At 58.0% G+C, this 12303-nt stretch carries 12 protein-coding genes and 1 pseudogene; 9 read left to right on the forward strand and 4 right to left on the reverse strand.

The genetic code is table 11. The features are described from left to right. Positions 1-46 precede the first annotated feature (46 nt). The 4 genes and pseudogenes from ACI2I1_RS07915 to ACI2I1_RS07930 form a co-directional block, all read left to right on the forward strand. Positions 47-226, forward strand: a pseudogene (locus ACI2I1_RS07915) (DUF6538 domain-containing protein); the annotation flags it as partial. A 9-nt stretch (positions 227-235) separates the two neighbouring features. Then, entirely contained in the window at positions 236-1765 is a 1530-nt protein-coding gene (locus ACI2I1_RS07920) for a site-specific integrase (RefSeq protein ID WP_404679153.1), read from the forward strand. Beyond that, positions 1765-2880, forward strand: coding sequence for a hypothetical protein (locus ACI2I1_RS07925; protein WP_404678671.1), 1116 nt, complete (start codon positions 1765-1767; stop codon positions 2878-2880). The genes ACI2I1_RS07920 and ACI2I1_RS07925 overlap by 1 nt, the downstream gene beginning before the upstream one ends. A 76-nt stretch (positions 2881-2956) precedes the next feature. Beyond that, the gene (locus ACI2I1_RS07930) at positions 2957-3598 is read left to right on the forward strand and encodes a recombinase family protein (RefSeq protein ID WP_404678672.1); all 642 of its coding nucleotides are present in this window, start codon (positions 2957-2959) and stop codon (positions 3596-3598) included. A 203-nt stretch (positions 3599-3801) separates the two neighbouring features. Here ACI2I1_RS07930 and ACI2I1_RS07935 read toward each other — a convergent pair whose 3' ends face one another. Next, complete coding sequence (locus ACI2I1_RS07935) at positions 3802-4041, reverse strand: multiprotein-bridging factor 1 family protein (RefSeq protein WP_404678673.1); 240 nt, start codon at positions 4039-4041, stop codon at positions 3802-3804. A 131-nt stretch (positions 4042-4172) separates the two neighbouring features. Between ACI2I1_RS07935 and ACI2I1_RS07940 the strand changes: the two genes are divergently transcribed. The 3 genes from ACI2I1_RS07940 to ACI2I1_RS07950 all read left to right on the forward strand — a co-directional run bounded on the left by ACI2I1_RS07940 (position 4173) and on the right by ACI2I1_RS07950 (position 6939). Then, on the forward strand, positions 4173-4586 hold the full coding sequence (locus tag ACI2I1_RS07940) for a hypothetical protein (protein ID WP_404678674.1): 414 nt from the start codon (positions 4173-4175) through the stop codon (positions 4584-4586). 116 nt (positions 4587-4702) lie between these two features. Next, positions 4703-5884: a hypothetical protein gene (locus ACI2I1_RS07945; RefSeq protein ID WP_404678675.1), complete on the forward strand. Its 1182-nt coding sequence runs from the start codon at positions 4703-4705 to the stop codon at positions 5882-5884. 293 nt (positions 5885-6177) lie between these two features. Then, a complete protein-coding gene (locus ACI2I1_RS07950) occupies positions 6178-6939 on the forward strand; it encodes a Crp/Fnr family transcriptional regulator (RefSeq protein ID WP_404678676.1) in 762 nt (253 codons plus the stop codon). On the opposite strand, the gene ACI2I1_RS07955 is transcribed toward ACI2I1_RS07950, so the two are convergent. After that, positions 6876-7955, reverse strand: coding sequence for a glycosyltransferase family 4 protein (locus tag ACI2I1_RS07955; protein ID WP_404678677.1), 1080 nt, complete (start codon positions 7953-7955; stop codon positions 6876-6878). The two genes, ACI2I1_RS07950 and ACI2I1_RS07955, sit on opposite strands and share 64 nt — an antisense overlap. Before the next feature lie 80 nt (positions 7956-8035). Between ACI2I1_RS07955 and ACI2I1_RS07960 the strand changes: the two genes are divergently transcribed. Together ACI2I1_RS07960 and ACI2I1_RS07965 are read left to right on the forward strand one after the other, a co-directional pair. Next, on the forward strand, positions 8036-10078 hold the full coding sequence (locus tag ACI2I1_RS07960) for an HAD-IIB family hydrolase (protein ID WP_404678678.1): 2043 nt from the start codon (positions 8036-8038) through the stop codon (positions 10076-10078). Next, positions 10075-10962, forward strand: a complete 888-nt coding sequence (locus ACI2I1_RS07965) for a glycosyltransferase family 2 protein (protein WP_404678679.1) — start codon at positions 10075-10077, stop codon at positions 10960-10962. Before ACI2I1_RS07960 ends, ACI2I1_RS07965 begins: the two co-directional genes overlap by 4 nt. Here ACI2I1_RS07965 and ACI2I1_RS07970 read toward each other — a convergent pair. Beyond that, positions 10955-12058 (reverse strand): glycosyltransferase, encoded by a 1104-nt coding sequence (locus ACI2I1_RS07970; RefSeq protein ID WP_404678680.1) that lies wholly within the window; start codon positions 12056-12058, stop codon positions 10955-10957. The two genes, ACI2I1_RS07965 and ACI2I1_RS07970, sit on opposite strands and share 8 nt — an antisense overlap. Next, the gene (locus ACI2I1_RS07975; RefSeq protein ID WP_404678681.1) at positions 12055-12300 is read right to left on the reverse strand and encodes a hypothetical protein; all 246 of its coding nucleotides are present in this window, start codon (positions 12298-12300) and stop codon (positions 12055-12057) included. Before ACI2I1_RS07975 ends, ACI2I1_RS07970 begins: the two co-directional genes overlap by 4 nt. Between the last annotated feature and the right edge of the window lie 3 nt (positions 12301-12303).

A 12303-nucleotide genomic window follows, 5' to 3' on the forward strand; every position in this document is an offset into this window, starting at 1 on the left:
CGGCGGGGACGGCCCAAGAGTGGGGTCGACACCGGGGTGCGCCGCAATGAGCGGAAGCCGTGCTCCTCACCTGAACCGACGGAATGGAATCTATCACCTGCGTGTGCGGGTGCCAGATCGTCTGCGTGATCGTATCGGTCGGCAGGAAGTCTGCAAATCTCTGCAGACGTACTCACCGGCATTGGCACGTCGCCTCGCAGCTTCCGTCTCCGCAAAGGTGTTGGAGACATTTGACATGATTGACGAATTTACGAACGTATCGCCCCAAGAAGCACGTAAGCTAATTCAAGCCTGTTTCGCCGACATTCGCCGGGAGGTTGATGCATATCCTCCTTTCGTGCCCGAAACGTCATATCCTGAAATGGAAATCCATGAGCAGCTTGTTCTCTCTCAACTAGAGATTGCTGAGCTAACCTGTGAGCTCGAGCAGCGTGCTTTTTCGATTAGCACATTTGAACGAGCTCAACATGCCTTGGCGTTTCGCGGGATCGATCTGAAGTTAACTTCACCGGAAGCTCGTGCGCGTCTATTGGACGGGTTCGCTAGAGCGCTCATAGAGCAGCAGCGCATGGTGATGGCACGGTTGCAAGACCCATTGGCGGAGTACCAGCCGCGAGACGCCCTGTTCGACAAGTCGATAAAGGCTCAGGCATCGCACTCCCAGAACGTTGGCGAGATAGGGCCATCAGTCGAGGACTGTATTGTCACCTACCTAGCGGCAAAAAAGCCATCTTGGGCGACTAAGACCTACACCGCTCGCACCAAACAGCTTGGCTACCTCCAAGATTTCCTGGGCCGAGAAAAGCGCATTGCTGACGTTTCGACCGCGGACATCCGAAATTTCCGAAATGCGTTGTCAATGCTCCGCGCAAATCGTGGCCGAAGCACGCAAATGACTTTCAAGGAGCGTTTGACCGAGAACACCGGTGCGCGAGTTTCGGACAAGTCAGCTTCAATCATCTTCGAGCCTGCCAAGGCCTTTTTCAGATGGGCGAAGGAGGAAGAAGGCATCCTCGCTGAAAACCCAGCCGCAAATGTCAAATGGCAGTCAAAGTCTACCAGCAAGTCAACTCTCAAGCGCCGACCCTTTCACGCGCATGAGATTGCTAGCCTATTCGGCTCACCTTTGTTCACGGGCTCCAAGTCGCAGTTTCGCCGCTTCCATCCGGGAAACGTGATTGTCGAGGATGCGAAGTTCTGGATACCGATTATTGGATATTACACCGGGATGCGTCTCGGTGAGATTGTCCAACTGCATATTTCCGACGTTGTCTTAGAGGCGGAAGTGCCACATTTTGACCTGAACGAGCAATCAGGTTCAGGCGATCCGAAGCACATAAAAACAGCCGCCGGCATTCGCAAGGTGCCGATCCATCCCGATGTATTGAAACTAGGCTTCGCCGCTTTTGTTGAGAAGCGCCGGAAATGGAATAAGCCCTGCAAACGAATTTTCTCGGAGGTTGTGCTTGGCGCTGACAGACAAGCGTCGACACAGTTTTCAAAGTTCTTCGCACGATTTATGGACATCGTAGGACTGACCGATCCTGCGCTGACATTTCATAGCTTTCGCCATGGTGCGGAGGATGCATTCAGGAACGCGAACCTCCAGCAATATACGATCGATAGCATCATGGGACACCACGATGGGAAAGTGAGTGCTTCTTACGGGGAAGGGCCGAGCCTCGCACTCAAAATAAACGCCGTCGAAGCGATGAAATTGCCGGTGTCGCTTGTCTCGCTTCTCAAGCCGAAGGGAGAAGAGTGATGCCTGTGCAATTGAACCAGCCGGGAAAGCTGACATCGTTCCCTCTAACAAGCCCTTTGGAGGAGGTTAAAAAGAATTTGGGTGAAGATTGGATTGCGAGCCTATATTATTATGGTGACAGACAGATCGTAATAACTGTCCCATTTCCTGATACGATCCGGTTGACCGGAGACCTGTTGAACGAAGACTTGGATGTTCCTGATCATTCGGGCAAATCCGTGTTCGCTGTATATCATGAGCTCGATTTAGCACTCTTGCAGTTCATCGCATCGTTCCCGGCCGATCCTTCAAACGGCATAGAGGCCGAGAAGCAGACCAAATATGAACTCAATGTTCTGCTCAAGGATGGAGGGGAGCATTTGGGGTGGGCGTCGCTGAGGCGAAGGAAAGGCAAAGACTTCGGCGTGTGGTCCTTCACTTTGCAATTCAGCCCGTTCAAGGTCGGTAGCGAGCGTCTGCCGATGTTGATCGACCGACTGGAGGATGCGTTTTGCATGTTTGACATAGTGAAGTTAATTTCACGCTTGCCAGTAAGCCGATGTGACGTTGCAATCGACATGTATGGACTGAGGCCGTTCGACCTCGTTTTAAGCATGAATGGTGCTGGAAAATCGTGTGTCTGGGAGAACAAAGACCACCACGAGACACTCTACCTCTATGCTCCAAAGGCCTATCCGATACAAAAGCCTAAGCACGGCTCGTATAAGGCTCGTGGGCCACTTCTAGCACGAGTTTACGATCGATCCGCTCATGCAAAATGGCATAAGCTTCCCGAGACTGCCGGCGGTATTCCAGTAACGCGATTTGAAGTCCCGCGAGCATGGAAGTCGTACCGACCAAGTTTGGCTTTGCTTAAAAATGTCAACAATATGCTGGAAGGACTTGGTGCAGGCTTCGCTTGGCCGGGTGATCTCGGAACCAATGAGCGATGGCGGCGAATACATCGGGCGCGATTCCCGATCCGACCAAAATGGAGTGAGCTGGGCTTCCCAGTCGCCGAGGGCATCAAATTGAACCAACTTTACGACAATTTCCCAAAAGACTTGGTCTCGGCCAACTCTTGGTCACGCTGGAGCGATGGCTTGTCGTTGACAGGAATCAACACACTCACCTGACGCCGATTTCACTGGACTGCGGAAGGTCAATGAATAGCGTTTTACGCATTATCCAACCCTAACCTGTTCAGGATCAATGCAAAAATTCGTCTCCTATCTTCGTGTCTCTACCAATCGACAGGGTGTTTCAGGCCTAGGGCTCGATGCTCAACGGCAAACTGTTGCATCTTATCTTGCCGGAAACACTGGAGAGCTATTGGAGGAGTTCGTTGAGGTAGAGTCTGGCGCGAAAAATAGTCGGCCAATTCTCGATGCCGCTCTCGGAGCTTGCCGGCGAAACAAAGCGGTTCTCGTAATAGCGAAACTTGACCGTCTGGCCCGCAATGTTGCCTTCATTTCCCAGCTAATGGAGACGCGGGTGGAGTTTGTCGCTTGCGACGCGCCATATGCTAATCGACTAATGCTGCACATTCTATCTGCCTTCGCCGAGCATGAGCGTGAGCAAATCTCAGCAAGGACCAAAGCAGCTCTAGCCGCAGCAAAGGCCAGGGGAGTGAAGCTTGGGAAGAATGGCAAAAACTTGGCTAGGCAGAACAGACGCGCAGCAATTAACTTTGCCGAGGGAATCCGGCCAGAGTTCGAAGCTTTGTTTCTAGCGCGAGATCGAACGCTTACATCGGTGGCACAGCAATTAAACTTGTCGGAAATTCCGACTAGGGAAGGTATGCAGTGGACCGCCACTCAAGTGGCAAGAGTGGCGAAATACCTCGACCTGTAGTCCAAGCGAAACAAGGTCCGGCCCGTCGTCAGAAATCAATGGGATAATCGAGAAAATACGGGACAAAAGATAGGATGCGTAAGGAGTATGTCGCAGGTGTGTCGCAGTAGCTTTATTTCCGTGTCTCTAGGCTGGTCAAATTTGTGTGAGCAATTGGGCAATTTTCTAGTCAGCACGAAGTGTGAAGTAAGTAGCGGCCATCGCTAGACTTCTTTAGCAAGTAGCGAAATCACTTCCGCAGGATCAATGCCGAGAGCGTGCATCCACTGGCAAAACTCAAGAACATCTAGGCGCCGCTCTCCGCGTTCGATCTTAGACACAAATGATTGGGTGCGTTCAATCTTTTCGGCGAGTTTTTGCTGCGTCCAACCTCGAGCAAGTCTCATTTCGACGAGCTGATCCAAGAGCTTGTTCCAAGCCGCTGTATGCATTGATTTCGCCATCGGCCGAACGTCCCTCTTCGGAGGGCACGTCAGCTAGAAGCCAAAATAGAATAGTCGAAAATGGACTATACATCGGTCGGTAGCTAGCTATCGTGGCAATCAGCATTGGGACAAGCGAGGGAGAATGATCTATGACCGGCACGAAAGCCCGCCGCCTCTGTTTTTTGGCGACATTCGCAGCTTTTACGGGTGCTTGCGGTAGCGGAGAGTCGGATAGCGATTTTAGCCCAGATGCACGTGACCCAGCGACACTTGCTCAGTATGCTACCATGTCAAAGTACAAGGTCGAAGAACGACTGCGCGATCCATCCAGTGCGGTTTACCGATCGGTAAAAATCTATGAGCACCCGAATTCAGATGGTGGGGTAGTATTTTGTGGGGAGGTCAATGCGAGAAATGGTTTCGGAGGACTGGCTGGCTTCGAACGATTTGTGGCACATCCGACAAATGCGGCGCTAGAAAGTATGGGGCCTACGGAATTTCAGAGCGGCTGGAACAAGTTTTGTGCGAGTTCCCGCTTCATCGAAACTGCTGCGCGGTTTTGACAAGTCATAGTTGCTCATTTGCTATCTCTGCCGCTGTCGCCGACTCTTGCAATTAATTTCACTTCCAAGCAGTCAGACAATGAATACGTTTCTCCTTATAAAACAAGGAGATTTGTATGTTCGACGTGTGGGATTCGATCCACTGCCTAGGCCAGCAGTGTTTGATCAAAGCAGTGACGGAGCCAGCAATCGACAGCGAAGGCGTCGTCAAAGACTCGATTCTAAAATCGATCGATAGGCTTCTCTGGGACGAAGTCGAAAGCGCAATTTTCGGAAGTGGGGTGCGTCCCTCTCAGCACGATTCACTCTACACCGCAGACAAATGGTTGACGACGAGTGCACTCCAAAAGTGCATCCGTCGTGGTCATAGTGAGTTGGCTGAGCGATACGCCCGGAGCAGTGTCCGAATTGATGCGGACCACGCCTTTCGCCGACTTGCCATCATTGCGCTTGAGGATGTTGGACTCGGCGATCTGAAATTAGTCAGCACGACCTTAGCCATTCTCGGCAATAAACTGCGACGACGCTCTCTAGGCGAGGAACGGCTGGCTGTTCACCTCGCTATTCGACTGAGCAGCGCCATAAAGAGCCGACTGGCATGCGAAATGCTCAGCTTGGTTGAATACGACGCGGGGGCTGCAAAGATCGCCGAACGGCTTGCGGGGTTCGACGCAGTGGATCTGTCCAACATTGTCCGAAGCGAGGACTTTGCGTCGACAAGGCAACTCATTTCGCTCTGGCTGCTCCACGGAACTAGCCGACTGCGCAGCCGACAACTGGTCACGATGGCTGGGCAAGGACCACGAGGCCTGCTGAGATTGCTGATCGACCAGCGCGCACCTCTGATCTTTCACTATATCCTTCGGATGGGGCTCAGCCGTTGTCGAGACAGCTTGGCGCTACCCTACGTCTTGCTGGCGAAATTCGCTGACCAAAACCCGCTATTGTACACAGTTCGCGCTGAGACACCGAGGCCCACGTTGATCGGTTCATATCCCTCCTTCGCCTACGATATGCACACGCGGATCGGGCGTCGAGCAATCAAAGAATTCGAAGTTCGCTACGGTACTAAGCTTCGAGCAATGGGAGTGCTCGACGTGGGAAATTTGGTGTTCGCACTTGAAGGTGGCTTACTTGATGAACGGCTCGCAGGCTGCGGAGCCGAAGATATCGCTGTAATGGCGACAAGCCTCGAAGTGTTCGATCACTGCAGACTCGGATTGCATGGTGATGGTTCACTCGCCGACCTAGTCTCCAAACTGGACGAAATCCGACGCCGAGTGGCTGTCAGCGTTTGACAGCGTTTGAAAGGAGGAAGTCCCCACATTTCTCCTCTAGATCGAATTTGTTGCTATGTCGGACTTTGGGCCGATAGCGGACCGTCCGCTCCGAAATTCAATTCACACCGAAGCAGCCGCCACTTTCGGGTGGGCGTGCACATGCCACATTGCGTCCAGCACCGACACGTATGAACGTCGTGCGGCCAGGTGGCATAAGACCACACTTGTCTTTGGGCTGCACCCAAACCACGCTTGAACGGACGTCGCGTTTTAGTTAGCTGCAAGATCCAGCGACAAATCTGGAAACTGCCTTGCACACCGAACTTTTCCTCAAGGGCCGCCTGCGGCACGAACTGGCTGCACAAGAAAAGACCTGGCTCGAAGAAGCGGTCGGTCGCACTATCTGGCTCGAACCGCGGCAAACTCTGGTCGAACGTGGAGAGCGGATCGAGCGTTCCTATTATATCATCGAAGGGACCGTGCTTCGCCACCGCGACGACCGGAAGGGTGAGCGGCAACTGGTCGGGTTGAATATTCCCGGCGACTTCGTCGATTTGCACGGCTTCCCGATGAAGCGGCTGGATCATAATACGACGGCACTAGGGCGCGTTCACCTTGCTGAGGTGCCGCATTCGGCCATTGCCAAGCTGCTCGAGCGCTCAACTCATCTCGCTCGCGCGCTGTGGTTCTCCACCTTGCTGGATGCGGCCATGCACCGCGAATGGATCTTCCGGCTCGGACGGCTCGATGCAGAAGGGCGGATCGCGCACCTCGCTTGCGAGATCATCGAACGGCTCAAGTTCGTCGACCTGTATGACGGTCGCAATTTGCCGGTACCATTGCTGCAGCGCGACTATGCGGAGGCATGCGGTATCACACCGGTCCATGCCAATCGCAGCTTTCGTATCCTGAAGGAACGCGGCGTGCTGGAACCGCATGGCGAAGGACGGATCGAGATCCTGGACGAGGCCGAACTGAAACGGCTCGGCGAGTTTTGCGGCGACTATCTCTATGGCGAAGGAATGCTGGCACTGGACTCTTTCGAGGACCGGGACGAGCAGGCTTCGCGGTAAAGCGCCAGCGTCTCGCGCGCCATTCGCTGCGCGGAGAACCGTTCTTCGAACCGGCGCCGAATAGCCGAGCGGTCCAGCTGTAGCACCTCGTCCATCCTATCGATTGCTTCGGCAACGCTATCGACGACGATACCTGTCACCCCGTCCTCGATCACTTCGGGTACGCTGCCCTGCCGCCACGCTATGACCGGCGTCCCGCATGCCATCGCCTCGATCATCACCAAGCCGAAAGGTTCGGGCCAGTCGATGGGAAATACCAGCGCGGCTGCCTTGCCCAGAAAGCCCTGCTTCTGCGCATCGTCGACACTCCCGACATGCCTGATCCGATTGTCCAGTGCGGGCAGGACGACTTCGTCGAAATACCCGGGGTTGCCCGGATCGACGGGACCGGCGAGGCGCAAGTCCCGGCCGGTTGCGCGCGCGAGGTCTATCGCGCGATCCGGCCGCTTCTGGTCCGTCATCCGCCCGAGGAATGCGAGGTAGCCCCCCGATCCATCGCCCGCCCGATATCGCTCCGTAGGCATCCCGTGATGCACCACGCCTGCCAAGCTGCCAGCTGGCACTGCCCCTGCCTGCGCATTCGAGATCGCGATGATCCGCTCATGCGGGAATGCGCGAAAATGCTCGACGTGATCCGGCTCGTCGGCGCGCCAGTGGATCGTGCGGAGCGCCGGGATGCCGAGCGCGCTGGCGGCAGCGCTCGCATGGGCTGAGCCGTGCAGATGAACGACATCGTGCCCTCCGCCATGGGTCAGCACGTCGTGCAGCAATTGCGCCTCCAGCACGGCGGGCAGGCCCGGCGGGGCGGAACCCCCTTGCTGCTCGTGCCAGGATAGCGAACGGTAGTCGCCCACGTGCCGCACATCCGGAAGCGTGCAATCGGCCGGGCCGAACAAGGTGACCTCGTGACCGTCCTCGACCTGCGCGGCGGCAATGTCCGCGATGACCCGCTCGGTTCCGCCGTAAGTGACGGGCGGGACCGGGTGAATAACAGGCGCGACGTGGGCTATACGCATGAAAGCAACATTTATCACCTTGATTGTCAGGAACTTGGAACAGCCACGCGCATAGGTACCCGCAGATCCGGAGCCCGTCGATGTTTGTTTGTCATGTTGCCCTTCAGGGCTGTCTCACACTGTCCGGTGTCCCTTATGGCATCAACGCGGACACCGGTGGCCACATCACCTATCTGCTGGAACTGGCCTGCGCGAGTGCGCGCGATCCGGCCATCGACCGTATAGACATCATTACCCGCGGTTTTGCCGACGCGAAGCTGGGCATGCGGTTCGATGCGCAATGTGCAGAGGCGCAAGGCAAGATACGGCTCGTCCGGCTGGATGATGGCGACCCGTCATACTTACCCAAAGAAGCCCTGCACGAGCGACACGCAGAGCTGTGCGAGGCGTTTCTCGCTTACCTGAACGATCTCGATCGCAAGCCCGACATCATCCATGCCCATTATGCCGATGCCGGCATCCTGGCCCGCAAGGCGAAGGAAGAGCTCGGTATCCCCTACGTCTTCACCGGCCACTCGCTTGGCGCGGTCAAGCGCGAAGTCAATGGCGGTGCCGACGCCAGCCTGCATACGCGGATAGCTGTCGAAGAGCGGGCACTGGCTCTTGCTGACGCCGTAATAGCAAGCTCGCGCGACGAGGCGGAAGCACAATACGCTCACTACGACAGCATCGAAGCGGGTCGCATCCGCGTGATCCCGCCGGGATGCGACCTGACTCGGTTCGAAAGCGCGCAACCCACCGACAAGGTGCGGGCGGATCTGGCGCATTTCCTGCGCGATCCGGCAAAGCCGATTCTGCTCGCCATCGCCCGGCCCGTTCGCAAGAAGAACCTGCTGGGTCTGGTAGAGGCCTACGCCGGTGACCCGAAGTTGCAGGACTCCGCCAACCTGGTGGTCGTCGCAGGCTGCCGCTCCCTGCTCGGCGATCTGGAAACGGAATGCCGCGAGGTGGTGCAGGAGCTGATCGAGGCGGTCGACCGACACGATCTATACGGCAAGGTCGCCTATCCCAAGCATCACGACCCCGCCGACATCCCGGCCTATTATGCCCTGGCGCGCGAGAGCGGTGGCGTATTCGTGAACCCCGCCCTCAACGAACCTTTTGGCCTGACGCTGCTGGAAGCGGCCGCGTCGCGCCTGCCGGTGGTCGCCACGGACAGCGGCGGCCCGAACGATATCGTGGAACGGTGCAGCAACGGCGAACTCGTTTGCCCGCGCGATCCGCAGGCGATTGCCACCGCTTGCCGGGACATCGTGACGGACAGGCGCAAGTGGATACGCTACGCCACTGCGGGTGTGAAAGCCGTTGCAGCCTACGACTGGACAGCTCACCGCGACCAGTATCATCGCCTTCTGCATGAGTTGACCGGCCCGCTGGAACGAGCACCGCACTGGGACCGGATCCTGATCTGCGATATCGACAACACCCTGTTGGGCGATCGGGAAGCCTTGCACGAATTCCTCACCTGGCAGGCGGAACAGTCGGGCCATATCGCCCTCGGCATCGCGACGGGGCGCAGTTTCCATAGCGCGCAAGCAATCCTTGCGGCGGAAGGCGTACCGACACCCGACTTCATCATCAGCAGCGTGGGCACCCGCATCCACTGGTATGACCGGGACGAACGCTGTTTCTCGGAAGACGAAGGCTGGCGACGCCGGGTGGAAAACGCCTGGCAGGAGAATACGGTTCGCGAAGTTACAGAGAGACTCCGGCTGAGGCAGCAGGCTTTGCTGGAACAGCACAGTGGCAAAGCCAGCTTCTTCATAGACCAGCATGATCCCGAAGACATCCGCCGCGCGTTCCGGAAAGCTGGCATGCGCGTGGAGATCGTGGCCAGCCATGGTCGGTATCTGGACATCTTGTCCGAAGGTGCCGGCAAGGGGCCGGCGGTCGTCCATGTGGCGGACGAGCTCTCGCTGACCCAGTCGCGTGTCGTCGTCGCAGGCGACAGCGGGAATGACGTGACCATGCTGCGCGCCTGTCCATTCCCGATCGTGGTCGGCAATGCGAGCGACGGGTTGGCGCAGGATCCGTCGCTGTCCCATGCCTATTTGGCGAAAGGGTGCTATGCTGCCGGCGTGCTGGAAGGCGTCCGGCACTACCAGGCGCGAGGCAGCTGGTGAGTACCTATCGATCCGTTTCGGTGCTTACGCTGGTGCGCGGACGCCAGCAACATCTCGATCATCTGATTGCAGGACTCGAGGCTCAGACCTTCCCGCCAGACGAACTCGTCGTCGCCTACATGCAGGACGAACCGCCGCAAATCGAAACCGACGGACGCTTGCTCGTCCGCTGCGTGCAGGTACCGGGAGAACCCATGCCGCTCGCCGCCGCGCGAAACCGTGCTGCGGAACTGGCGGAGGGCGATGTTCTGGCCTTCCTCGACGTCGATTGCATTCCCGATCCGGAATTCGTGCGCCGCGCGGCGGAAGCGCATGTGCACGATGGCAAGGGCGTGTTCCTACCCGAAGTGCGTTACCTGCCCGGCCACGACGACGGCTGGCTCACGTCTGACGGGGCGCCGGATTACTACCTGCTGGCCAGCACCGGCGTGCGCCATCCCAGCAAACGGTCCTTGGACGATACCTCCTTCGATCCGATCGCGGATTTCGGTGAATTGTGGGGGCTGGCTTTCATCATGTCCTCCGAGACCTGGGCTGCGGCTGGCGGAATGGACGAGGATTACATCGGCTACGGTGCCGAAGAGACGGACCTTGGCCAGCGGCTGAAGCGTGCAGGCGCGCGCATGTACTGGCTTGGTGGGACGATCTGCTTCCACCAGCACCACCACGTCCACAAACCGCCCTTGCAGCATTTCAATACCATCATCCGCAACGCCCGGCTCTATCGAAGCCGCTGGGGCGAGTGGTGCATGCAGTACTGGCTGGACGATTTCGAGCGGCGCGGACTGGTAAAGCGGTCCGAAACACGCCTCGAAATCATGCGTCAGCCGACGGCGAGCGAAATTGCGGAGACTCGGCAGGGTGCCGACGTGCTGTTCAGCTGACCGCCCACAGGCGGGTAGCCTGTTCCTCCAGCCAGTGCGCGGCCTTCCGCGCGGCATCATCGTCATGCAGCGATGCAAGAACGCCGGCATCCAGCGCGTCGGTCTCGGATAGCGCGCGCTGCCATTCGGGGATCGAGGCGGGCCAGGTCTCCCGGTAAGTCGCCGCGCCAAGGCGCTCCAGCTCTCTCGCCTTGGCTTGCTGCTCGTCGAAATACCGCCATTCGGGGATGCACAGGAACGGCTTGGCCGCCCGGGCGATTTCGTGGACCGTATTGTCGCCGGCCGAAGCGATCACGCGATCAGCAGCGCACAGATAATCGGTCAGATTGTCGATCCAGCCCAGCTCTTGCAGATTTCCGAAATCGGTTTCGTGCCCTTCGCGGTGCACCGGTCCGGCGACCAGCCATTGCGTTTCCGGCTCCGCGCGCGCGGCGACCGTGAGCGGGGCGTAAGGCGTACCCGATCCTCCGCCACCGGCGATTACCAGCGTCATGGTCCTGTCTTCGGGCAAGCCGAGCTTGGCGCGTGCCTCCCCTTTTTCGAGCAGTGGCGCGCGGGTAGTGCACAGACCGCCCGTGTAGAATGTGCGCTCGCGAAGGCGCGGCGGGTAGCTAGCCTGCTCCATCCGCTCGTCGAACGGGGCCAGCATGGCGACACAGGCTTCGTAGCCCGCGACATGACCGACATCCTCACGGTCACCATGCATCCTGATAGTCACGGCCGGCACACTCATGATGCGCGACAACAGGGCGATCTCCGCCGAAACGTCGATGACGAACAGCGCCGGGTCGGCCTTCCGCAGCGTTTCTGCAATCGACCCCATGTGCTGGCGCATTTCCTCCACGCCGAGCGGGACGCAGTGCATCACCTCCGGCGTCGGCTGGTCGTGCAGCGCCGGACTGCGCGAGGGCGCACCGATCATGTTCGGCAGCTTGACCATGGTCGCATCGCGCGGCCGGTTGTCGAACTGCGAGGGCGCTGCCGTCATGATCGTGACCGGCCGATCGTCCGGGATGTGTTCGAAGATAGCCATGATCCGGTTGGCATGACCGCGGCCCTGATGGTGCGCGAAAAAGGCCAGTGGGCGCTTGTTCATTCCTGTTCCTTCGATTCCGCCTGCCGGCCACTATCCCGCGCTGGATTGACGATCCGGCCGGCAGTCCAGTTTTCGCTGAGCCGAACCTTGGGATTGGGGGCACACCAGATTTCGCCGGTCGCATCGATCGCGGTGACCCAGAGAAGATTGTGCTCCATCCCGTAGTCGATGACCGCAAAGGCGAGCCCGGCGCCGCGATCGATGACGTGCACGGGAAGCGGGGGGTTCAGCTGGGTGAACATGTC

This window comes from Qipengyuania sp. NPDC077563 (assembly GCF_044901345.1).
In the GTDB taxonomy this organism is placed as follows: domain Bacteria; phylum Pseudomonadota; class Alphaproteobacteria; order Sphingomonadales; family Sphingomonadaceae; genus Qipengyuania; species Qipengyuania aestuarii.

Excerpts from the sequence above, each read along its gene's own strand:
- ACI2I1_RS07920 (WP_404679153.1), top strand. The coding sequence starts at position 236 with ATGATTGACGAATTTACGAACGTATCGCCCCAAGAAGCACGTAAGCTA.
- ACI2I1_RS07925 (WP_404678671.1), top strand. The coding sequence starts at position 1,765 with ATGCCTGTGCAATTGAACCAGCCGGGAAAGCTGACATCGTTCCCTCTA.
- ACI2I1_RS07930 (WP_404678672.1), top strand. The coding sequence starts at position 2,957 with ATGCAAAAATTCGTCTCCTATCTTCGTGTCTCTACCAATCGACAGGGT.
- ACI2I1_RS07935 (WP_404678673.1), bottom strand. The coding sequence starts at position 4,041 with ATGGCGAAATCAATGCATACAGCGGCTTGGAACAAGCTCTTGGATCAG.
- ACI2I1_RS07940 (WP_404678674.1), top strand. The coding sequence starts at position 4,173 with ATGACCGGCACGAAAGCCCGCCGCCTCTGTTTTTTGGCGACATTCGCA.
- ACI2I1_RS07945 (WP_404678675.1), top strand. The coding sequence starts at position 4,703 with ATGTTCGACGTGTGGGATTCGATCCACTGCCTAGGCCAGCAGTGTTTG.
- ACI2I1_RS07955 (WP_404678677.1), bottom strand. The coding sequence starts at position 7,955 with ATGCGTATAGCCCACGTCGCGCCTGTTATTCACCCGGTCCCGCCCGTC.
- ACI2I1_RS07960 (WP_404678678.1), top strand. The coding sequence starts at position 8,036 with ATGTTTGTTTGTCATGTTGCCCTTCAGGGCTGTCTCACACTGTCCGGT.
- ACI2I1_RS07970 (WP_404678680.1), bottom strand. The coding sequence starts at position 12,058 with ATGAACAAGCGCCCACTGGCCTTTTTCGCGCACCATCAGGGCCGCGGT.
- ACI2I1_RS07975 (WP_404678681.1), bottom strand. The coding sequence starts at position 12,300 with ATGTTCACCCAGCTGAACCCCCCGCTTCCCGTGCACGTCATCGATCGC.